Raw genomic sequence first — 21,207 nt, 5'->3', positions numbered from 1 at the left:
TCCGGGAAGTGACGCCGCGCCACCCCCGACTTGGTCTAGACCTTGACAGGTGCACGCGATTCCGGTTGGTTCTGTCTCACCCCCCATGGCGAGCGCCGGACGCCGGTTGCTCGCGCGAAGGAGTGAGTCGTTTGAGACAGCGCGCACTTGCATTCCTCACGGCGATGGCAGCGGCCCTCGCCCTGGTGATCTTCCTGCCGGCCACCCCGGCGTCCGCCGCGGCCTGCGCCTCGGGCTGGTCGGCGTCCGCCGTCTACACCGGCGGCGCCACCGCCTCGTACAACGGCCGCAACTGGTCGGCCAAGTGGTGGACGCAGGGCGAGGCCCCCGGCACCAGCGATGTCTGGGCCGACCAGGGCGGCTGTGACGGATCGAGCCCCGGTGGCGGTTCCGGCACGAGCTGCGACTACCCCGCGTGGGCCGCGGGACGGTCGTACGTCGCCGGTGACATCGTCCGGTACACCGACGGCAAGCTCTACCGGGCCGAGCACGACAACCCGGGCTACGACCCGGTCATCTCCACCTGGTACTGGGAGCCCTACACCTGCACCGGCGGGCCGACCGACCCGCCGCCCTCGGGCTCCTTCGTGGTCAGCGAGAGCCAGTTCAACCAGATGTTCCCGAGCCGGAACTCCTTCTACACCTACAGCGGCCTGAAGGCGGCGCTCAGCGCCTACCCCGGGTTCGCGAACACCGGCAGCGACACGGTCAAGCGACAGGAAGCCGCGGCGTTCCTCGCCAACGTCAGCCATGAGACCGGCGGTCTCGTCCACATCGTGGAGCAGAACACCGCCAACTACCCGCACTACTGCGACGCGAACCAGCCCTACGGCTGCCCCGCCGGACAGGCCGCCTACTACGGGCGCGGACCGATCCAGTTGAGCTGGAACTTCAACTACAAGGCGGCGGGCGACGCCCTCGGCATCGACCTGCTCCGCAACCCCAACCTGGTGCAGACCGACGCGGCCGTGGCGTGGAAGACGGCCCTCTGGTACTGGAACACCCAGACGGGACCGGGCACGATGACCCCGCACAACGCCATGGTCAACGGCCGTGGCTTCGGTGAGACCATCCGCTCCATCAACGGCAGCATCGAGTGCAACGGGGGCAACCCCGGGCAGGTGCAGAGCCGCATCAACAACTACCAGAGGTTCACCCAGATCCTGGGCACCACCCCCGGATCCAACCTGAGCTGCTGAGCGCGGAACAGGGGCACGTGAAAGGGCCGGTGCGGCGGAGTTCCCGCCCGCACCGGCCCCTTCGCACGCGATGACGCCCCGGACGTCGTCCGTACGGGCCGCTCAGTCGGCCCGTCGGCCGGCCGCGGCGGGCACGTCCGCCACGGCGGCGCTCGCGGGAGCGCTGACGGCCGGCCCCGGCAGGGAGCCGGCCGCCGCACCGCCGCGCACCGCCTCCCCGCGCGCCAGCTCGGCGTTGAACTGCGCGCCCGCCAGCAACGAGAGATTGGTGACCCAGAGCCAGACCAGGAAGACGATGACCCCGGCGAGCGAACCGTAGAGCCGGTTGTACGTGCCCGCGTGCGCCGTGTAGACGGCGAACCCGGCCGACGTCAGCAGCCAGAGCACCACCGCGAGGATCCCGCCGGGCAGCGCCCGCCGCAGCCTGCGCGTCCCGGGCGGACCGGTACGGAACACCATCAGCACCAGCACCGCGGCGATCGCCAGCAACAGCGGCCACTTCAGCGCGTTCCACACCCACAGCACCGCCGTGCCCATCCCCAGCGCCCGCCCCACCGCCGCGGCGGCCTCGCCGGTCAGCACGAGCGTGATGGCGCTGGTCACCAGAAGCGCCAGCAGCGCGCAGGCGGTGAGCGCGATCCGCGGCGCGGTACGCCACGGCGGCCGGTGGTCGACGGCGCCGTGCATGGCGTGCAACCCCCGGCGGAACACCCCGAGATAGCTGGAGGACGACCAGAGCGCGCCGACCGTGCCGAACGCCGCCAGCAGCCAGGCCGCGGAGCGCTGCCGCGCCATCTCCTCCAGCGAAGTGTGCACCAGGCCCCGGGACTGCCCCGGCACGATGGCAGCCACCTGGTTCGCCAGCTTCCCGCTGGCGTCGGGCCCGGCCAGCCCGATGGAGCAGACGGTGACCAGCAGCGCCGGAAAGATCGCCAGAACGGCGTAGTAGGTGAGCGCGGCGGCCCGGTCCGTGGCGTCGTCCCGCCACAGCGCGAGAGGCGTGCGCTTCAGCGCGCCGGCCAGCCGGCTGCCCCGATTGGCGCCCGGCCGTGCGGGATCCGGCCGTGCGGGATCCGGCCGTGCGGGATCCGGGCCGTCGCCGGACGGCGACGATTCCCCGTGGCCGGGTTCCTCGGCGGACAACTCTGCCTCCTGCGTGCTCGAACATGGCGCCCGGCCGGCGACCGGCCGCAGGTCACAGCCTGCCTCATCACGCCGGCGGGACCCGACCCGGACCGTCACCGCGCACCCGCCCACTGATCCTGTGCCCTGTTCCCCGCCGGGCAGGGCCATGGAACCGTACCCGCGCGTCGACCCGTACCGGAGCACCGCTCGCGCGGGCGTCGGCCAGTACCTCGGCGGTGACACGCTCCACCACCCCGGACGGGTCGGCGCCGGGCGACAGCCGTACGTCGATGGTCGCGAGCAGCCGGCGGGGCCGCCCCGAGAGCCGGACCCGCGCGCGGTCCACCCCCGGCAGCCGCTCCGTCCGCTCCGCCATCGCCCGGGCCAGCGCCCCGGCACGCAGCCCGAGCCCCGGGCGCGGCAGCGCGAGCACCCCCGGCTGCCGGGTCCGCGCCTGGGCCAGCAGCCACCACACCAGCGCCAGCAGGACCAGGGAGAGCCCGGCGATCACGGACGGGGTCCACCAGCCCTGCTCACGGGCCCTGCCCAGCGCGCCACGGCCGGCGAACACGGCGCCGGGGTCCGCGGCGGGCAGGCCGCGCGGCAGCAGCTCCCGTACGGCGGTGTTCCCGGCCAGCGCCCAGCCGCCGGCGCAGACCAGCGCGGCGCCCAGGGCGGTCAGCAGAGCGCGGTTCGTGACGTTACGCGGCCGGGGCATCGGCGTTCTCCTTCCCGCGCTCGCTCGGTGCGGTGGGCGCGGTGTCTGACGGCTCGCCGGCCGCCGCTTCGGTCACCGGGAGCCGGGCCGTCCCGGAGCCCGGCGCGCGCCAGTGCGCGTCGGGGGAGACCCGCACCCTGATCCGGGGCGGCCTCGCCGGACCGAGCCGGTCCACCACCTCCGCCACCGCGCGCGCCACGCCCTTCCGGGCCTCGTCGAGATCGCCGAAACCGACCGTCGCGCGCACCGCCGTGGCTCCGCGTCCCACCCGCACCCGGACCCGGGAGACGCCCGGCACCTCGGCCGCGCCGTGGTGCACCAGCGCACCGACCGCCGACCGGTCGAGCGCCGCCCGGGTCCCGTCGGCCGCGTCCGTCATCGCGAGCCGTCCGCGCAGCCCGGGGGTGAGCCCGGCCAGCAGCAGCCACAGCCCCGCGACGACCGCCACCACGCCGCCCACGGTCACCGCCGTACCACCGGCGGCCTGCTCGGACACCCACTCCAGCAGCCGCGTCCGCGCACCGGCCGCCGTGCCGCCGAGCGCCACCGCGACCAGGTCGGCGAGCAGCAGCCCGCAGAGCGCCGCGCCGCCCGCGGCGAGCACCGCCGCGGGCACCCGCCGCTCCGACCAGGGGCGACGGGACCGGCGCCGGGGCGCGCCCGCCTCGCCCGCCGCCGCGTCCGCCTCCGTACGAGGGCCGGGCACGCCCGTTCCCCGCGACGGGTCGAGCCGGCTGATCCGTACCTCCGCAGGGCCGATCTTCAGACCCGTGAGTTCCGCGGTGCGCGCGGAGACCTCCTCCTGGAGCCGCGCCCCGGCCGTCTCCAGCCGGACCGGATAGGCCAGCGCGACATCGAGCCGCAGCCGCCAGGACCCGCCGCCCTTCGCCTCGGCGGAGACTCGCAGCACCTCGCCGCCGGGCCCCAGCGCCTGGGCCGCGGCCCGGCCGGCGATCCGCCGGACCACCCGGTCGGCGACCCGGGTCGTGCCCCGCTCAGCGGGCTCCGCCGCCGCGGTCACCAGCGCTTCCGTTCACCCGGCCGGAACAGTTCCCGGAGCCGGTCCTCGTCGGCGAGCCGGCCCACGACAAAGCCGACCGCGCCGAGCGCGGCCACCAGCAGGAAGGCCCCGAACCCGCCGAACCAGCCCGCGAAGCCCAGCGCCATCCCCGCGGCCAGCCCCACCACGGCTGTGTTCATCATTCACCTCGTACTCGACAGGCAGTAGGTCACAGGCACTCGGCCACGGACACGGCGTCGCGCGCCCGCACGACCTACTCGACGCGCCCCTCGGTGACACCCGTGTCGTTCTCGTCCTCGGGCAGATGCACGTCGTTGATCGTGACATTGACCTCGACGACCTCAAGACCCGTGATCCGCTCGACCGCGGCGATCACGTTCTCCCGTACGTCACGGGCCACATCGGTGATGGCGACGCCGTACTCCACGACCAGATCCAGATCGATCGCGGTCTGCCGCTCGCCCACCTCGACCTTCACCCCGCGCCCGACGTTGGGGCGACCGCCGGGCACCCGGTCGCGCACGGCACCGATCGTGCGGGAGAGGCCGCCGCCCATGTCGTACACACCGGGGATCTCCCGCGCCGCCATGCCGGAGATCTTCACGACCACGACATCCGCGATGGAGGTCCTGCCGCGCGTGGCGGCCGGCTCGTTCGCGCCCACGGCCCCGGCGCCCACGGTGGTCGAACCCGCGGCGTCGCCGCCCTGCCCGGTCACGGACTTCTTGGTGGTGACGGGTGCTTCCTGGGTCGCTGTCACGGGACAGCCTCCTGACTTCTCGTCCGGTCGCCCGGCTCCCGGGGACTCTCGACTCGTTGGACTCCGTGCCGGGGAGATCGTCACGCGGATTCCGCGACTTTCCCTGTCTTGTTCCTCGCGCGTGACGATGAGCCGTGCCGTGTGTCCAACCGGGCGTACGGGGGCGTCGAAAGGAGTCGGTGAGTGCCCGGCAACGGGAATGAGCTGTCAGCGCGCGCGCCGGACCAGGTCCTGGAACAGGGGCGGTCCGACGACGGCCTGCTGGCCGTCCGCGCGGGCGAAGGCGACGAAGAGGCGTTCGAGACGCTGGTGCGCCGGCACAGCCCGGTCATGCTCCAGCTCGCGACACGTCTGCTCGGCAGCCGCACCGAGGCCGAGGACGCCGTTCAGGACGCGTTCGTGAGCGCCTGGCGCAAACTGCCGGAGTTCCGCGGCGCATCGGCCTTCAGAACCTGGATGTACCGGATCGTCACCAACCGGTGCCTCAACCAACTGCGCGCGCGCCGTCCGGCCACCGACCTCGACTCGGTACCCGAACCGGCCGCGCCCGAACACCGGTCCTCGCCCGCGCGGGTCGCCGAATCCCATGCGGCCACCCGCGCCCTGGCCGTGGCGATGGCGGGCCTCTCACCCGAGCAGCGCGCCTGCTGGGTGCTGCGGGAACTGCACGGCATGAGCTACGAGGACATCGCGGAGACGGTCGGAATCAGCCTTCAGGCGGTCCGCGGCCGGGTCTTCCGAGCACGCCGCTACCTGACGGAGGCGATGAGCGCATGGCGCTGAACGCGCATCCCGGCCGCCACGGGGAGACAGAAGGGACACCGGACGACGCGGTGACGCCCGAGGAGGAACCCCTGCCGTGCGGCCGGGAACTGATCGACGTCTGGGAGGCGTGGGACGCCGGGGAGCCGGCGGCCGACCCGCACCTCGCGCACTGCCCGCACTGCACGGCGGCCCTGGCCGATCTGACCTCGCTGGACGACGCCGTACGCCGGGCCCGCCAGGAGGAGGCCGACGACGGGACGCCACCGGCCGAACTGACCGGCCGCATCATGGACATCGTCCGCCTGGAGCTGCGCCCCGGCCGGACGCTGCCGCTGGGCGCCCCCGAGGAGGACGACTGGATCGTGGAGGCCGCGGCGGCCCGCGCCTTCCGCGCCGCCGCCGAGACCCTGCCGGGGGTACGGGCCGGAAGCTGCCGGATCAGCCCGCTGGAGCCGCGCGCCACCGGGAGCGGCACGGGCGGGCCCGCGGACCGTGGTCCTGTGCAGGTCCGGCTGGAGGTCGCGGCCGGCCTGGGACGGCCGTTGCACGAGCTGGCGGAGGCGGTCCGCACAAGGGTGGCCGACGCGGCCAGGGACGCCATCGGGATCGAGGTGGCGCGCATCGACGTCCTGGTCGTCGACCTCCTCGACGAGGACCATCACACCGGCGAGGACCACCACACCGACGACGAGCAGGAAGGGGGAGACCGATGACCGAGCGGAAGATCCAGGAAGAGCTGGCCCTCGTGGCCGCCGACGTCGCGCGGCGGGTCCCGGGAGTGGCGTTCCTGCGCCCGGGATTCGTCGAGCTGCTGCGCGCCTCCGCCGCCTCCCGCGCCGGACGCCCGGTCACCCGGCCGGCCCCGAACTCCACGGGGGTACGGGTCCGCCAGGAGGGCGAGGGCGCCGAGGGGTGGCACCTCGACCTTCAGCTCGTCGCGCGCACGGGGCACCGCACCGTCGACGTCACCCGCGCCGTACGGGCGGCCGTGTGCGCGGCGGCCTCGGAGGTGCTGCCGGACCCGGGCCGTCCGGTACGGGTCACGGTGACCGTCGTCGGCATCGTCTGACGACGGGGAGAACCGTATGGGCTCCCTCTCGTTGTCCTGTTCGGGGCGACGAGAGGGAGGTCTCATGCCAGGCGGAATCCCGGTGACGGCCGGAGGGCCACGGGCGGGCGGCCCGCACCGCACCCGGCGCCGTTTCCTGCGCGCGCTGTTCACCCTCGGCATGGTCGCGGGGACCTCGGCGGCGCTCGCCCCCGTCGTCAGGGCGGGCCGGGGTACGGCGCCGCACGTACCGGCACCGCCGGACGGCGCCGGGGCCGGGGCCGCCGGGGCGGCCCTGGAGGAGAGATACCGGGGCCGGCACATCCGGGTCGGTCCCGGGGCCGCCGGCACGGCCACCGCGATCGCCACGGGAACGGCCGTTGGCGCCGTACCCGTGCCCGACATCCGGATCGACGGACGGCCGCTCCAGGTGATGCGCAGGGCGGACGGCAGCTATCTCAGCGTGGTCAACCACTACGAGTCCTTCGCGACCCCGCTCGAAGCGGCCCGCGCGGCGGTCGACGACCTCGGCGGAGCCCAACTGTCGCTCGCCGGGCCGGTCCACGGACCGGATCCTCACATCTGACGGCGGGAGCCCCTCACCGGTGTACACCAGAAAGAACCAGCGCGCTCTCACCGGCGCCGAGAAGAAGCGCTTCGTCGGCGCCGTACTCGAACTCAAACGGCGCGGCGAGTACGAGGAGTTCGTCCGCGTCCACACCCAGTACTACGTCTCCGACGCGGAGGGCGGGGTACGCGCCGGGCACATGGCGCCCTCGTTCCTGCCCTGGCACCGGCGCTTCCTGCTGGACTTCGAGCGGGCCCTCCAGCGGGTCGACCCGAACGTGAGCGTCCCGTACTGGGACTGGACGGCCGACCGGACCCCCGCCGCCGCGCTGTGGGGCGAGGACTTCCTCGGCGGCACCGGCCGCTCGGGCGACCAGCAGGTCACGACCGGGCCCTTCGCGTACCGGAACGGCAACTGGACGATTCCGGGCAAGGTGACGGACGGGAAGTACCTCACCCGCGCTCTGGGCCGCCCCTCGGACCCGATCGCCCTGCCGACCAAGGACGAGCTGGCCTGGGCGATGAACGAGACGGTGTACGACGCGCCGCCCTGGGACTCGACCGTCGCGGCCGGCTTCCGCAACCGTCTTGAGGGGTGGACGTCCGGCGGCGCCGAGCGCTGGCGCAACCACAACCGTGTCCACCGCTGGATCGGCGGGCACATGCTCGGCGCGGACTCCCCGAACGACCCGGTGTTCTGGCTCCACCACGCCTTCGTCGACCTGCTCTGGGACCGCTGGCAGCGCAAGCACCCCACGGCGACCTATCTGCCCAGGTCCAAGCTGGGCGCGGGGGATCCGCAGCGGGGCCGGGCGCTGAGCCTGGAGGAACCCATGCCGCCCTGGAACGTCACGCCGTCCACGCTCCTGGACCACCGGAGCGTGTACCGCTACGACACCTGACCGCGTGCCACGTGCGCGGTGTACGGCCCGGTTACGTGCGACGGCCCCCCGCGTGTGTGCACGCGGGGGGCCGTCCCTCACTCAGGGGCGCGTGGCCCGGGACCACGCGCCGTCAGGCCGGCCTCAGCCGCCGTAGCCGGCGCGGTGGTGCTCGCCCGAGAGGTTGGCGCACTGGTTGCCGAACGCCGGGTTGAGCAGACCGACCACGTCGATGGTGTTGCCGCACAGATTGACCGGGAGGTGCACGGGCACCTGGACCACGTTGCCGGACAGGACACCGGGCGAGCCGATGGCCGCCGCCTCGGCGCCGGCGTCGGCAGCGGCCATACCGGCGCCACCGGCCAGGACGGCACCCGTGCCGACGAGAACAGCGGTTGCCTTCGCGATACGCGACATCAAGTTTCTCCTTGAACGTTTCGAGCACAGCCGCACGATGCGCGGCCTTCACGCACTTCAACGCCCGGACTCACGCTGGGTAACGGACCAGCCGCCATTCGATTTCGCTCCTCCGGATCATCACCTGGTCAGCGCAGTGGTCCGTACGGAAAATGCCGCCGCCCCGCGCCACCCGTTCCCGGTGGCCGGCCATCTCGACGATCCGGCCCCGCTCCTCCGGGAGTGGCCAGGGCCGATCGGTGAGATGGTTGCTCCATGGCCGATCGGGGCGCACCTCCGGCTGCCGTACCGCTGCCGGACGACTGGCCGGCCCGCCCGGACCGGAGCCTGGCCCTCAACCGCATGGGCAGCTTCGACTGGGACCTCGACAGCGGGCTGCTCCACCTCGACCCGGCCGCCCTCGCCGTGCTCGACCTGCTCCCCGGGGAGTACGGCGGCGACCCCGCGGCCCTCATGAGCCGGATCCCGCACGCGGACGCCGCCCGGCTGAAGGCCCTCGCCGCCCGGGCCCTCAAGGCCGGCACCGCCCGGCACAGCGCCTACTTCCGGGTCAGGCCGCGCAACGGAGCCCCACGCTGGGCCCATGCCCAGGCCTACCTCGGCCACGACGCCGGCGGACGGCCCCGCAGGCTCATCGGCGTCGTACGGAACGCCGAACGCGAGCTGGCCCAGGCCGCCGCCCGGAGCGATCTGACCGAGGCGCGGCGCAGACTGACCGGGGTGGTGACCCGGACCACCGCCCTGCTGGCCCGCGCGTCCAGCGTCGAGGACGTCCTCGACGTGCTGCGCGACCCGGAGGCGCTGGGCCATCTCACCGCGGTGAGCGTGATGCTCGGCGTGGTCGAGGGCGGCCGGATCCGGCTGGTCGCCGAGGGGCGCGCGGGATCGTACGTACCGGAACTGCGCTACACCAGGGTCGACGACGCCTTCCCGATGAGCGAGGTGGTACGGACCCGGCGGCCCCGCTTCATCGCCTCACGCGAGGAGTTCAGGGCCTCCTACCCGCTGCTCTGGCCGTACATCGAATCGCTCTCGGTCGCCTCCGGCGCCTATCTCCCGCTGATCGCCCAGGCCGCCCCGATCGGGGTGCTCGGACTGCTCTCCCCGCTGCCCGGCGCCTTCAGCGACGAGGAGCGCACCCTGCTGCTCGCCCTGGGCAGCTCCATCGCGCAGAGCCTGCAGCGCGCCATGCTGTACGAGCAGAGGCACGACCTCGCCGAGGGGCTTCAGCAGGCGATGCTGCCCCGGCGCATCCCCGACATCCCCGGAGCGCTGACCGCCGTACGGTACCGCTCGGCGCGGCTGGGCCGGAGCGTCGGCGGGGACTGGTACGACGTACTGCCGCTGCCCGGCGGCCGGGTGGGGCTGACCATCGGTGACGTCCAGGGCCATGACACGGACGCGGCCGTGGTGATGGGCCAGTTGCGGATGGCGCTGTGGGCGTACACCGCCGAGGGGCACCCGCCGGCGACCGCGCTGGCCCGCGCCTCGGCGCTGCTGCGCGAACTGGGCACCGAACGCTTCGCGACCTGCACGTACGTGGAGGTGGACCTGGCCGGAGGGGGACTGCGGATCGTGCGCGCCGGGCATCTCGACCCGCTGCTGCGGCACGCCGACGGACGCTGCGAGTGGATCGGGACGGCCGGCGGGCTGCCGCTCGGCCTCTCCGCGGAGTTCGCCGGACACGGCGGCGTCGGCTATCCGGTGACCACGGGGGTGCTCGGCCCCGGCGAGACCCTGCTCCTGTGCACCGACGGCCTGGTGGAACGGCCCGGCGTCGATCTGGGCGACAGCCTCGAAGCGCTCCGGGAGGCCGTACGGACCGGCCCCGCGGAGCTGCCCGCACTGGCCGACCTGCTCTTCGGCACGGTGGGGGAGCCCGGGGGCGGCGACGACATGGCGCTGCTGCTCCTGCGCCGGGACGCCCCGGGACCCGGCGGCGCCCCAGGGACGCCGCAAGCCTCGTAGCGCCCGCAGGCCCCGTAGGCCCCGCAGGGCCTCGCGGCGCCTCACGGCTCGACGTGCCGGGCGTGGCGTGACCTGACTGGCCCGCGTGCCGTTGACCGTTCGACCTCGTCACCGCGTGTTCTCCGCACCGTTCCCGCGCGCCCCTGGTTCATTGGCGTGTGCACGGCAATCCTGGGTGTGTCCAGGTCTGTCGCCCCCGTGACGGACAGCGCTCACCCAGGTGTACTCACCGTCATCCAGGAGAAGTTGTGGGCCCACGCATCGCCGGGCGGACCGCCGTGCTGTTCGCGGCCGTGACCGCCCTGACCGCCTTGACCGTCGGGGCGGGCGCCCCGTCCGCCGCCGACTCCACCCCCGACCCGCGCCCCCGTACCGCCGCGGAGATCCTGCGGCCCGTCGCACCGCCGCCCGCGAGCGCCGCCACCGGAGCCGCCGGATCCGCGACCGCGGTGCGCTCCGTGGCCGACGGCGACGGCATCGAGACGGCCCACGCCGCCAGGACCGTCGCCCCCGGGGTCCGGCTGACCTCGTACGACCGGCTCGAATCCGACAAGTGGCTGCGGGTCGACACCCTCTCCGTCGACCTCGGCGGCGGCGCGCGGGCCGACTACCTCACCTCGGGGAAGGTCTCCGACCGCCGTACGGTCTCCGAACTCGCCGCCCGGCACGACCCAGGGCCCGGCCGCCGCACCGTCGCCGCGATCAACGCGGACTTCTTCGACATCAACGAGACGGGCGCGCCCCAGGGGCCCGGCATCGCGGACGGCGCGGTCGTCCACTCCCCGGCGCCCGGCGCCCACCAGGCGGTCGGCATCGGACCCGGCGGCGCGGGACGCGTCCTGCGGCTCTACTTCGACGGCACCGTCACCCTCCCCTCCGGGCCCCGCGCGCTGGAGGCGTACAACGCGGCCAACGTGCCCGCGGGCGGCATCGGCGCCTACACGGCGGGCTGGGGCGAGGCCGACCGGGCGCTCACCGTCGACCGCGCGACCCCGGTCGCCGAGGCCGCCGTACGGGACGGGCGCGTCGTCTCCGTCACCGGCCGACCCGGCACCGGGCCCATCGCCACCGGCACGACCGTCCTGGTCGGCCGGGAAGCGGGCGCCGAGGCGCTGGCCGCGCTGCGCCCGGGCGACCCGGTCACCCTGGAGTACCGGCCGCGCACCGACGACGGCGGTCCCGTGCCGCGCACCGCCGTCGGAGGCCGTGAACTCCTCGTCACCGACGGCAGGGCGGTGAGCCACGAGGGCGAGGGCAACAACACCGCGGCGCCCCGCACCGCCGTCGGCTTCTCCCGCGACGGCGCCACCATGCACGTGATCACCGTCGACGGCCGGCAGGCCGACAGCGGCGGCGTCACCCTCACCGAACTGGGCCTGATGATGGCGCGGGCCGGTGCGTACAGCGCGCTCAACCTCGACGGCGGCGGCTCCTCCACCCTGGTCGCCCGCGCACCCGGCAGCGACGCGCTGCGGGTGGAGAACAGCCCCTCCGACGGCAGCGAGCGCACCGTCCCCAACGGCCTCGCCCTCACCGCCCCCGACGGCAGCGGGAAGCTGACCGGCTTCTGGGTCGAGACCCGCACGCCCCCCGGCGTCGCCCCCACCGTCGACCCCGTCAAGGGCGGCCACCCCGAGCGGGTCTTCCCCGGGCTGACCCGCCGTCTGACGGCCGCCGGGTACGACGAGACCTACGGACCCGCGGCCGGTGCCCCGCACTGGCGGGCCCTGCGGCCCGCCGTGGGCCGGGTCGACCGCGACGGCGTCTTCACCGCGCGGTCCGGCGGCACCACGTCCGTACGGGCCGAACACGGCCGCGCGCACGGCTCCACGGAGCTGACGGTGCTCGGCCCCCTCGCCCGGATCCTGCCGACCACCGTGCGCGTCGGCCTCGCGGACGCCACGGCCGCCGGCACCTTCGGCATCGTCGGACTCGACGCGCACGGCGCCGGCGCCCCCGTCGAACCCCGCGACGTGACCCTCCGGTACGACCGCGCGCTCTTCTCCGTCACCGACGACGGCCGGGGCTCCTTCACCGTCGCCGCGCTGAAGGACGGCGTCGCCGGACGGATCACCGCCACCGTCGGCGGCGTCACCACCGCGCTCGCCGTCGGCGTCGGACTGGAGGAACAGCATGTCTCCGGCCTCGACGACGCCGCGTCCTGGACCTTCAGCCAGGCGCGGGCGGACGGCTCGGTCGCGGCCACCCCGGACGGCCGCACCGGCACCGGGCTCACCCTCGCGTACGACTTCACCCGCTCCACCGCGACCCGCGCGGCCTACGCCACCCCGCCGCTGCGGATCGTGGTGCCCGGGCAGCCGCAGTCCTTCAAGCTCTGGATCAAGGGCGACGGCAAGGGCGCCTGGCCCACCCTGCACCTCAAGGACGCGGCGGGCTCCGACCAGTTGCTGCGCGGCCCGTACGTCACCTGGACCGGCTGGCGGCAGGTGACCTTCGACGTACCGGCCGGGGCCGCGACCCCGCTCGCCGTGCACCGCTTCTACCTCGCGGAGACCGCCGCCACCCGGCAGTACACCGGGGAGATCGTCATCGACGAGCTGACGGCGCAGGTGCCGCCCGCCGTCGAACTGCCCGTACAGCCCCGCGTGGCCGACCCGCTGATCGGCACGGTCGCCGAAACGGCCGGGCGGGACTGGCGGTTCGCGGTGATGTCCGACGCGCAGTTCGTCGCCCGCGACCCCGACAGCGCGATCGTGGCCCAGGCCCGTCGTACCCTGCGCGAGATCAAGGCGGCCGAGCCGGACTTCCTCGTCGTCAACGGCGATCTGGTGGACGAGGGTTCACCCGCCGATCTCGACTTCGCCCGGACGGTCCTGACCGAGGAACTGGGCGACGCCCTGCCCTGGTACTACGTGCCCGGCAACCACGAGGTGATGGGCGGCTCCATCAAGGAGTTCGTGGCGCGGTTCGGCCCCGCCCAGCGGGTCTTCGACCACCGGGGCACCCGCTTCCTCACCCTCGACACCTCCGGTCTGACCCTGCGCGGCGGCGGCCTCGCCCAGATCAGGACGGTACGGGAGCAACTCGACGCGGCGGCGAGGGACGACAGCATCGGCTCGGTGATGGTGATCGAGCACGTTCCGCCGCGCGATCCGACCGTCCAGCAGGCCAGCCGGCTCGGCGACCGCAAGGAGGCGGCCCTCCTCGAACAGTGGCTCGCGGAGTTCCGCCGTACGACCGGCAAGGGCGCCGGGTTCATCGGCGGCCACGTCGGGGTCTTCGACGCCTCGCGGGTGGACGGCGTGCCGTATCTGATCAACGGCAACTCCGGCAAGGCGCCCGCCGCCCCGCCCGGCGAGGGCGGCTTCACCGGCTGGTCGCTCGTCGGGGTGGACCGGGTCTCCAAGGGCGCGTGGACCGCCGCCCGCCAGCGGCCGTGGAGGGGCGGCCCCGACTGGGTCTCCGTGGCGACCCGCGCGCACACCGACGCGCTGACCCTCGACGCCCCGGCCACCCTGACGCCCGGCAGCGGCGCGACGGTGACGGCGACGGTCACCCAGGGCGCCCGGGCCGTCCCCGTCGGCTTTCCGCTCAGCGCCGACTGGACCGGCTCCCTCAACCTCCGCATCGGCGACCGCGACGGCGCCCGGCCACGCCACGCGGCGGTCCTCGACCCGGCCACCGGTACCCTCACGGCGCTGCGGCCGGGGACGGTCACGCTCGCGGTGACCGTGGGCGGGGTGACCACCCGGGCGGAGATCCGGATCGCGGCTGCCGACGGGGGCGCGGCGACTTTGGGATGACCGCGGGCGCGGCGCCGGGAACTTTCGTACCGGAGACCGCGCCCGATGGCCAATAGCCGCCCCGACGTGCTCTTTCTAGCCTGGGCGGGTGAAGACGTTTCTCGGATTCCTCTGCTTTGTTCTGCTGTCCCAAGGGGTGGGCGGTCTGTTGTACGAACTGACCGACGGGTGGTTCCAGCCCTGGTCCGTCGTCTCCAGGATGAGCTTTTTCGACGGCTACGAGATCTATGTGAGCGTCGTCCTGATGGTCGCCGGCGGGGCCCTGGGCGCGGCGTCCGCGGCGGTCACGAGGAAGGGCGGTGGGTGAGGCCCTCGTCCACGGCGGTCGAACGCCCGAGATAGGTGACGGGACCGGGGTCCGGCACCGCGAGCACCTGGAAGCCGAGCCGGTCGTAGAAGGCGCGGGCCGGGGTGTTGGCGGTGGACATCGACAGATGGACGGCTTCGACGCCCTGGTGGCGCAGGGCGCCGAGAAAGGCGTGCATGAGAGCCCGGCCGTGCCCCCGGCGCTGGGCCTCGGGCAGCAGATCGATGTGCAGATGCGCGGGATACCCGGCCAGTTCGGGCACGACCATCCGCTCCGGCCGGTGCAGCAGGGCGATCATCTCCTCGCTCGGGGTACGGGCGGGCCCCGTCGGCACCGGATACCGGCCGGTCAGCGGCGGCAGCCACACCTCACGGAACGCGGTGACGAAGGAGGCGGTGTCGGCGGTGCCGAGCACGTAACCGACCGCCCGGCCCGTCCCGTCGTCGACCACGAAGGTCAGCTCCGGCTCCAGTACGGCGTAGGGCGCGGCGAAGATGCTCGGCAGCAGGTCGTGGTCCGGGTACCGCTGCCGGGAGTCCCGGCCCTGGTGACCGGTGCGTACGCAGATGTCGTACAGCGCGGGCAGGTCCTCGGGACGGTAGGGGCGCACGGCGGGAGCGAGGGAAGACATGGCGGCATGCTGCCCGCAGCAGGAGCGCTCCGACAAGAGGAAACCGCCGCTGGGCGATTCCGGGTTCTCTCCGGGGCGGACCGGGTGCATATCGGGCAACTTCCTGCCTGGTGAGGCCGTCCTGCCCCACACAACCCGAACAAGGAGAAAGCATGCCCCGAACACGAGGCTTACGCCGCGCCCTTGCCGCCCTGGTCGCCGCGGGCGCACTCGGTGCCGCCACCGTGACCGTCCCCGCCGCCACGCCCGCGGGCGCCGCCGTCCGGACGGAACGCGCCGACGGCGCGCGGGTGATCGAGGAACGGTCCGCGGGGGAGCGGCTCGTCGATCTGACCGTCCGGTCCCCGGCCCTGGCCGGGGACGGCGCCGTACGACTGCTCACCCCGGACGGCTGGGAGGAGCGCCGCCCCGGTGACCGGTGGCCCGTGCTGTACCTGCTGGCGGGCGGCGACGGGGACCATCTGACCTGGACCGAGCAGTACGGGATCCAGGACCTGCCCGAACTGCGCGACACCCTGGTCGTGATGCCCGCCATGCCCCTGTTCGGTTTCTACAGCGACTGGTGGCAGCCCGCCGAGGACGGGCCGCGCGCGTGGAGACCTTCCACCTGCGCGAGGTACGCCCGCTGCTGGAGCGCCACTACGGCGCCGGGACGCGCCGGGCGGCGGCCGGCGAGTCCCAGGGCGGGTTCGGGGCGCTCACCTACGCCGCCAGGAACCCCGGGATGTTCCGCGGCGTCGCGAGCTACAGCGGCTTCGTGCACCCGCCGGCGCACCCCCAGGCGGTCCGGGCCGCGATGACCTGTCTGGGGATGGACTGGCGTCCCCTCTGGGGCGACCCGGTGGCCCAGCGGGACGTCTGGGAAGCCCATGACCCGTACCATCTCGCCCCGCGGCTGCGCCGGATCCCGGTCCACCTCTCCAGCGGGGACGGCCGGGCCGGCGCGCTCGACCCCGAGGACGTGGAACCCGACCCCGAGATCCCCGGCCTGGAGGATCCGGCGCGCCCCTTCCCCGAGGACGTCATCTCGCCGACCGAGGCCCTGATGAACGAGGAGAGCCGCGCGGTGGCGGATCGCCTGCGCCATCAGGGCACGCCGCTGACCACGCACTTCTACCGGGGCACGCACGATCCCGCCTACTGGGAGCGCGAGTTGCGCCGGTCCCTGCCGATGCTGCTGCGGTCCCTGGGGCTGCCGCGGGACTGACGGGCGGGCCGGGCGCGGGCCCCCGGCCGGTGGTTCAGCCGCCGAAGGCGGGGAGGTGGTCCCTGGCCCAGGCGCGGTAGGGCAGGGCCGGGCGCCCGAGCAGGGTCCGCACCGTCGGCTCCACCCGCGCCTTGGCGCCCGAAGCCTGGCGGACGGCGCCCTCCAGGAGCGCGTCGGCCACCGGGCGCGGCCACCGGGCGAGCAGGCCCTCGTACGCCTGGTCCCGTGTCAGCTCCACCAGCCGCAGCGGACGCCGCAGCAGCCCGGAGAGTACGGCGACCTGCTCGGCCGCGCTGATCGCCGCCGGGCCGGTGAGGGGGTGGGCGCGTCCCGGGAGCACGGCGCCGGTGAGGGCCAGCGCGGCGACCTCGGCGATGTCCCGCGGATCGACGGTGGCGTTGGGCGAGGCACCGTGGAAGGCGCGCACCACCCCCTCGTCGCGGACCGAACGCGCCCAGCCCAGGGTGTTGGACATGAACGCCCGGGGCCGCAGGAAGGTCCAGGCGACGCCCGAGGCACGGAGCAGGTCCTCGGCGTTCCGCTGCCGGCGGGTGATCAGGTCATCGGCGTCGGGCTCGGCCACCGCCCGCGCCGACAGCTTCACCACATGGGCGACGCCGGCCCGCCGGGCCGCGGTGACGAAGTGCTCGTCGTGGGCGGGCGCGAGCGGGTCCGACGTGACGAGGAACGCCGCCCGTACACCGGACAGCGCGGCGGCCAGCGAGCCGGGATCCGCGAAGTCGCCGCCCACGACCTCGGTGCCCGGCCCGGCGAGCGCGGCGATACGGCGGGGGTCCCGGGAGAGCAGCCGTACCGGCTCGGTGGTGGTGAGGCGTTCCGCCACGAGCCGTCCGACGGTGCCGGTGACCCCGGTCAGCAGGATCACCGGCCGGCCACCCCGCACCCCGCGTCGGCGACACGCCCGGCGCCATACGCCCTGCGGACCGTGAGCCGCCGTCCGCCGGGCGCCGTGCCGGGGGCCGCGACGCCCCGCGGACGACCGCCGCCACCGGCCGGAACCCGGTACGCACACCACGAGAACGCCATGGGGACCATCCCTCCCGCGTCCGGCCCCCGGTGATGCCCACGCGGATCCACCACCCCCTGAACGGGCGACCCCGCCGACGCCTTCCCTACGTTCCGTAGTCGCGCGTGGAATCCTGACGGCTCCTCGGTTCCCTCGCCGATCCGTCCCCCGACCGGTGGCCCGCCGGTGCCGCCACCCGTTTCCCCCAGGTTGCGGGGCAGTGGCCCAGCCCTGAATGTGGGCCCATGTGGGCCCCAGTTCACAGCGAACACGAATGAAGGAGAGAGAGCGTCGTGGCGACTCTGTGCAAACCCGCGGTCTCGGTCCCCGAACATGTGATCACCATGGAGGACACACTCGCTCTCGCGCGCTCGCTCCACGCGGACCATCCGCAACTGCCGCTCGCGCTGCGGCTGATCGAGAACACCGGGGTCGCCAAGCGCCATATCGTCCAGCCCATCGAGGAAACACTGCGCCACCCCGGTTTCGAGGACCGCAACATGCTGTACGAGGCCGAGGCCAAGCGGCGCGTGCCCGAGGTGGTCCGCCGCGCCCTCGACCACGCCGAGCTGCGCCCCGCCGACATCGACATGATCGTCTACGTCTCGTGCACCGGCTTCATGATGCCGTCGCTGACCGCCTGGCTGATCAACACCATGGACTTCCCCGGCCACACCCGGCAGCTCCCGATCGCCCAGCTCGGCTGCGCGGCGGGCGGCGCCGCCATCAACCGGGCGCACGACTTCTGCCGGGCCTACCCCGGCAGCAATGTGCTGATCGTCGCGTGCGAGTTCTGCTCGCTCTGCTACCAGCCGACGGACCTCGGGGTCGGCTCGCTGCTCTCCAACGGCCTGTTCGGCGACGCGGTCGCCGCCGCCGTCGTACGGGGCGAGGGCGGCACCGGCATCAGGATGGAGCGCAACGGCTCCCACCTCGTGCCCGACACCACCGACTGGATCGCCTACAGCGTCCGCGCCACCGGATTCCACTTCCTGCTGGACAAGCGCGTGCCCACCACCATGGAACCGCTGGCCCCCGCGCTCCGTACGATGGCCGAGCAGCACGGCTGGGACGCCACCGGACTCGACTTCTACATCATCCACGCGGGCGGGCCCCGCATCCTGGACGACCTCAGCCGCTTCCTCGAAGTGGAACCGGAGGCGTTCCGGTTCAGCCGGGGCACCCTCACCGAGTACGGCAACATCGCCAGCGCCGTCGTCCTCGACGCCGTACGCCGCCTCTTCGACGAGGGCGTCGTCGCCGACGGGGCACGCGGCATCGTCGCCGGGTTCGGCCCCGGGATCACCGCCGAGATGGCGCTGGGGAGGTGGACGCGGGCCGGCTCGTCCGCCGGGCTGGACGCGACCCGGCACGACCTGCTGGAGACGGCGGGCCGGGGCGCCGCGCCCTGGCCGGCGCCCGAATCCGTGCGGTGACGACGCCCGACAGGTGCTCGTCGAACCATGGAGGCGGGCCCGTCGCACCCCGGCGGGCCCGCCCCGCCCGTACCGTCCCCCACCGTCCTGGAGCACCGCACCGTCCTGGAGCACCGCATGACCCATGTGATGCCGTCCGAGGGGCTGATCGTCCCGCCGGGCGGAGGTACCACCATCCTCACCGCGGCGCAGCAGGTGACCTTCAAGGTCACGGGAGCACACTCACAGGTGTCCTCCAGCTTCGAGGTCGTCGTCCCGCCCGGGTTCGACGTCGGCGCCCACCGGCACACCCACAGCGAGGAACTGTTCTACGTCCTCGACGGCGAACTGGACGTCCTGGCCTTCGAACCACGGGTGCTCAGCGAGGACTGGCGCCACTGGGAGTCCGCCTCCGGGCTGAGGTCGGTACGCGCCACCCCGGGCACCGTCATCGTCGTCCCGCCCGGCTGCCCCCACGCCTTCGCCAATCGGAGCGGCGCGCCCGCCAAGGTGTTCTTCCAGGCGTCCCCGCCCTCCGACCACGAACGGTACTTCGAGGAACTCCTCGACCTCCTCAAGGAGGGCGGCACACCCGATCCCGCGACCATCGCCGATCTGCGCGAGCGGTACGACATCGAGCAGCTCACCCCGCTGCGCCACGACGCCTGACCCGGTGGAGCCCGCACCGGCCACCCGGCGCCCGGCCGAGGACCCGCCCCGCGCCGGCCGGAGCCGGCGCAGGACCCGGCGCGCGGTCCTCGGGGTGGTGCTCGTCATCGCCGCGCTGACGGTCGGCTGGCCGCTGATCGGCGGCGTCCTGGGCGACCGCGAGCGGGTCCCGGCGGGGACCGCCCTGGTGCTGGGCCCCGACGACGAGGTCGCCGTGCTCCGGGTGACGGGGCACGGCTGGGCGCTCAGCAAGTCGTCCAGCGACCCGGACATGTCGTACGGGCTCTCCCGCGACGGCGTCGACCTGGCGGCCCGCTACGTCCCCCTCACCGGGACGGGGGACCCCGGCGCGCTGTGGGGCGGACTGCGCAAGGTCCAGTCCGTCGCCGACAGTGGCAGCCGGCTGGGCGCCGGGAGCCGGATCAGCGGCGCACGGGGAGCTATCGGGCGGTCGGGGAGTCTGACGGGCGGGGGCCGGGCGGGATCGGCCACCGTCTGGCTGCCGCCCGGCCGGGGCTACGCCGTCGAGATCGTCGTGCTGGCGCGGCCTGGGGCCATGCCCGGCGCGGTGGCCGACGCCACGGCCATGGCCCGCGGTCTCACCTTTCCCCAGGGGACGCCATGACCGCGCCCGTCACCTCGCCCCCGGCGGCCTCCCGGCTGCGGTCCCTGATCACCTCCGTACGCGGATCCTGGAGACACCGGCCGGCCAACTGGGCCTTCGGCCTCCTGTGCCTGCTCGGCCTCCTGCTGCTCCTCCACGGATTCGCCCCGGTCGTCCGGGTCTTCCCCGGCTCCGCGCTGCTGGCCCTCGTCCTGCTGGCGCTCACCGTGAGCGTCGGAACGGCCCTCCTCGGGCGGATCCGCCCGTTCCGGCCGCCGCCGGCCGGCTGGGCCTGGAGCGGCGTCCTCTGGGGCGCCACCGCGGCGGCCGGCTGCGCCGTCGTCGCCAACACCGGGCTCCAGGGTGTCTGGTACAAGTCGGCCGGGATCGACTTCGGCTCGCAGTGGGGCGCCGCGCTCACCGCGCCGCTCAACGAGGAGCTCCTCAAACTCTCCGGCGTCGCCCTGATCGCCCTCGCGGCCCCTGCGCTGGTACGGGGCCCGCTGGACGGGTTCTTCCTCGGCGCCTTCACCGGGCTCGGCTTCCAGGTCATGGAGAACTGGACGTACGCCATGAACGCCATCCTGCTCGGCGGGGGAGTGCGGGGGAGCGCCGACGTCAGCCAGTCCTTCGTCACCCGGGTCGTGGTGACGGGACTCGGCTCGCACTGGGCGATGAGCGCCGTCGCCGGGACCGGCGTCGGTATCCTGCTCGCCCACGGCGATCGCCCCGTACGCCGCAGGATCGCCCCGGCGGCGGCCTGCGTACTCACCGCGATGTTCATGCACTGGCTGTTCGACGCGCCGCTGCTGGACTCCGTGGCCGGGCTCGCCGCCAAGGTGGCGGTCAACCTCTTCATCGCCCTCACCCTCTTCCTCGTCCTGCGCCACCGGGCCCGGCGCCGGGCCCGCGCCTTCCTGCTCTCCCCGGGGACCCCGCTCTCGGCCGACCTGCTCACCCGGGGCTCCCGGCGCCGTGCCCTGCGCGGACTCCCGCCCGCGCGACGCCCCGCCGCCGAGCGGCGCGCCGCGGCCCATCTGGAGGTCGTCGAGGAACAGGCGGTGCTGTGGCGCCCTTAGAAGCGCGTAGCGAGGTCAGCTTCGTGACCATGTCG

23 protein-coding genes are annotated in these 21,207 nt (G+C 74.2%); 14 read left to right on the top strand and 9 right to left on the bottom strand.

The window, feature by feature from the left end; genetic code table 11:
* The first annotated feature begins 131 nt into the window (after positions 1-131).
* Positions 132-1,199 (top strand): glycoside hydrolase family 19 protein, encoded by a 1,068-nt coding sequence (locus ACIBJC_RS00190; protein WP_399285679.1) that lies wholly within the window; start codon positions 132-134, stop codon positions 1,197-1,199.
* 102 nt (positions 1,200-1,301) lie between these two features.
* Here ACIBJC_RS00190 and ACIBJC_RS00185 read toward each other — a convergent pair whose 3' ends face one another.
* The 5 genes from ACIBJC_RS00185 to ACIBJC_RS00165 all read right to left on the bottom strand — a co-directional run bounded on the left by ACIBJC_RS00185 (position 1,302) and on the right by ACIBJC_RS00165 (position 4,823).
* A complete protein-coding gene (locus ACIBJC_RS00185; RefSeq protein WP_399285677.1) occupies positions 1,302-2,342 on the bottom strand; it encodes a YihY/virulence factor BrkB family protein in 1,041 nt (346 codons plus the stop codon).
* 67 nt (positions 2,343-2,409) lie between these two features.
* Positions 2,410-3,042 carry a hypothetical protein gene (locus tag ACIBJC_RS00180; protein ID WP_399285675.1) on the bottom strand — a complete coding sequence of 211 codons (633 nt, stop codon included), beginning with the start codon at positions 3,040-3,042 and terminating at the stop codon, positions 2,410-2,412.
* Complete coding sequence (locus ACIBJC_RS00175; RefSeq protein ID WP_399285673.1) at positions 3,026-4,063, bottom strand: DUF6286 domain-containing Asp23/Gls24 family envelope stress response protein; 1,038 nt, start codon at positions 4,061-4,063, stop codon at positions 3,026-3,028. Before ACIBJC_RS00175 ends, ACIBJC_RS00180 begins: the two co-directional genes overlap by 17 nt.
* Positions 4,060-4,242 (bottom strand): hypothetical protein, encoded by a 183-nt coding sequence (locus ACIBJC_RS00170; protein WP_399285671.1) that lies wholly within the window; start codon positions 4,240-4,242, stop codon positions 4,060-4,062. The genes ACIBJC_RS00175 and ACIBJC_RS00170 overlap by 4 nt, the downstream gene beginning before the upstream one ends.
* A 74-nt stretch (positions 4,243-4,316) precedes the next feature.
* A complete protein-coding gene (locus ACIBJC_RS00165) occupies positions 4,317-4,823 on the bottom strand; it encodes an Asp23/Gls24 family envelope stress response protein (protein WP_399285669.1) in 507 nt (168 codons plus the stop codon).
* Between the two features lie 183 nt (positions 4,824-5,006).
* On the opposite strand from ACIBJC_RS00165, the gene ACIBJC_RS00160 reads away from it, so the two are divergent.
* The 5 genes from ACIBJC_RS00160 to ACIBJC_RS00140 all read left to right on the top strand — a co-directional run bounded on the left by ACIBJC_RS00160 (position 5,007) and on the right by ACIBJC_RS00140 (position 8,105).
* On the top strand, positions 5,007-5,606 hold the full coding sequence (locus ACIBJC_RS00160; RefSeq protein WP_399285667.1) for an RNA polymerase sigma factor: 600 nt from the start codon (positions 5,007-5,009) through the stop codon (positions 5,604-5,606).
* On the top strand, positions 5,597-6,301 hold the full coding sequence (locus ACIBJC_RS00155; RefSeq protein ID WP_399285665.1) for a hypothetical protein: 705 nt from the start codon (positions 5,597-5,599) through the stop codon (positions 6,299-6,301). The genes ACIBJC_RS00160 and ACIBJC_RS00155 overlap by 10 nt, the downstream gene beginning before the upstream one ends.
* Positions 6,298-6,657: an Asp23/Gls24 family envelope stress response protein gene (locus ACIBJC_RS00150; protein WP_399285663.1), complete on the top strand. Its 360-nt coding sequence runs from the start codon at positions 6,298-6,300 to the stop codon at positions 6,655-6,657. Before ACIBJC_RS00155 ends, ACIBJC_RS00150 begins: the two co-directional genes overlap by 4 nt.
* A 64-nt stretch (positions 6,658-6,721) precedes the next feature.
* Entirely contained in the window at positions 6,722-7,222 is a 501-nt protein-coding gene (locus tag ACIBJC_RS00145; protein ID WP_399285661.1) for a tyrosinase family oxidase copper chaperone, read from the top strand.
* A 19-nt stretch (positions 7,223-7,241) separates the two neighbouring features.
* Positions 7,242-8,105: a tyrosinase family protein gene (locus tag ACIBJC_RS00140; protein WP_399285659.1), complete on the top strand. Its 864-nt coding sequence runs from the start codon at positions 7,242-7,244 to the stop codon at positions 8,103-8,105.
* Between the two features lie 123 nt (positions 8,106-8,228).
* On the opposite strand, the gene ACIBJC_RS00135 is transcribed toward ACIBJC_RS00140, so the two are convergent.
* Positions 8,229-8,501, bottom strand: a complete 273-nt coding sequence (locus ACIBJC_RS00135) for a chaplin (RefSeq protein ID WP_329822746.1) — start codon at positions 8,499-8,501, stop codon at positions 8,229-8,231.
* A gap of 255 nt (positions 8,502-8,756) precedes the next feature.
* On the opposite strand from ACIBJC_RS00135, the gene ACIBJC_RS00130 reads away from it, so the two are divergent.
* The 3 genes from ACIBJC_RS00130 (at position 8,757) to ACIBJC_RS00120 (ending at position 14,540) form a co-directional block, all read left to right on the top strand.
* Positions 8,757-10,469 carry a SpoIIE family protein phosphatase gene (locus ACIBJC_RS00130; protein ID WP_399285657.1) on the top strand — a complete coding sequence of 571 codons (1,713 nt, stop codon included), beginning with the start codon at positions 8,757-8,759 and terminating at the stop codon, positions 10,467-10,469.
* A 248-nt stretch (positions 10,470-10,717) separates the two neighbouring features.
* The gene (locus ACIBJC_RS00125) at positions 10,718-14,233 is read left to right on the top strand and encodes a phosphodiester glycosidase family protein (protein WP_399285655.1); all 3,516 of its coding nucleotides are present in this window, start codon (positions 10,718-10,720) and stop codon (positions 14,231-14,233) included.
* Positions 14,234-14,321: 88 nt separating this feature from the next.
* On the top strand, positions 14,322-14,540 hold the full coding sequence (locus ACIBJC_RS00120; RefSeq protein WP_399285653.1) for a hypothetical protein: 219 nt from the start codon (positions 14,322-14,324) through the stop codon (positions 14,538-14,540).
* Here ACIBJC_RS00120 and ACIBJC_RS00115 read toward each other — a convergent pair.
* Positions 14,518-15,171 carry a GNAT family N-acetyltransferase gene (locus ACIBJC_RS00115; protein ID WP_399285651.1) on the bottom strand — a complete coding sequence of 218 codons (654 nt, stop codon included), beginning with the start codon at positions 15,169-15,171 and terminating at the stop codon, positions 14,518-14,520. The genes ACIBJC_RS00120 and ACIBJC_RS00115 overlap by 23 nt on opposite strands.
* Positions 15,172-15,341: 170 nt before the next feature.
* Positions 15,342-15,632: a hypothetical protein gene (locus tag ACIBJC_RS00110; RefSeq protein WP_399285649.1), complete on the bottom strand. Its 291-nt coding sequence runs from the start codon at positions 15,630-15,632 to the stop codon at positions 15,342-15,344.
* Positions 15,633-15,763: 131 nt separating this feature from the next.
* Here ACIBJC_RS00110 and ACIBJC_RS00105 point away from each other — a divergent pair, with 131 nt between their 5' ends.
* A complete protein-coding gene (locus ACIBJC_RS00105) occupies positions 15,764-16,378 on the top strand; it encodes an alpha/beta hydrolase (RefSeq protein WP_399285647.1) in 615 nt (204 codons plus the stop codon).
* Between the two features lie 34 nt (positions 16,379-16,412).
* Here ACIBJC_RS00105 and ACIBJC_RS00100 read toward each other — a convergent pair whose 3' ends face one another.
* Positions 16,413-17,264, bottom strand: coding sequence for an NAD(P)H-binding protein (locus tag ACIBJC_RS00100; protein ID WP_399285645.1), 852 nt, complete (start codon positions 17,262-17,264; stop codon positions 16,413-16,415).
* 434 nt (positions 17,265-17,698) lie between these two features.
* Between ACIBJC_RS00100 and ACIBJC_RS00095 the strand changes: the two genes are divergently transcribed.
* From ACIBJC_RS00095 to ACIBJC_RS00080, 4 genes are all read left to right on the top strand, one after another.
* Positions 17,699-18,841: a type III polyketide synthase gene (locus tag ACIBJC_RS00095; RefSeq protein ID WP_399285643.1), complete on the top strand. Its 1,143-nt coding sequence runs from the start codon at positions 17,699-17,701 to the stop codon at positions 18,839-18,841.
* Between the two features lie 117 nt (positions 18,842-18,958).
* Positions 18,959-19,489, top strand: a complete 531-nt coding sequence (locus tag ACIBJC_RS00090; protein WP_399288002.1) for a cupin domain-containing protein — start codon at positions 18,959-18,961, stop codon at positions 19,487-19,489.
* Between the two features lie 4 nt (positions 19,490-19,493).
* Positions 19,494-20,114, top strand: coding sequence for a hypothetical protein (locus tag ACIBJC_RS00085; RefSeq protein WP_399285641.1), 621 nt, complete (start codon positions 19,494-19,496; stop codon positions 20,112-20,114).
* Positions 20,111-21,172 carry a PrsW family intramembrane metalloprotease gene (locus ACIBJC_RS00080; protein WP_399285639.1) on the top strand — a complete coding sequence of 354 codons (1,062 nt, stop codon included), beginning with the start codon at positions 20,111-20,113 and terminating at the stop codon, positions 21,170-21,172. Before ACIBJC_RS00085 ends, ACIBJC_RS00080 begins: the two co-directional genes overlap by 4 nt.
* Positions 21,173-21,207: the final 35 nt, after the last annotated feature.

Origin of the sequence: Streptomyces sp. NPDC050509, from assembly GCF_044457965.1 — a bacterium.
GTDB lineage: Bacteria > Actinomycetota > Actinomycetes > Streptomycetales > Streptomycetaceae > Streptomyces.
The sequence above is the reverse complement of the archived record's forward strand: the minus strand, read 5'-3'. Positions and strand labels throughout refer to the sequence as shown.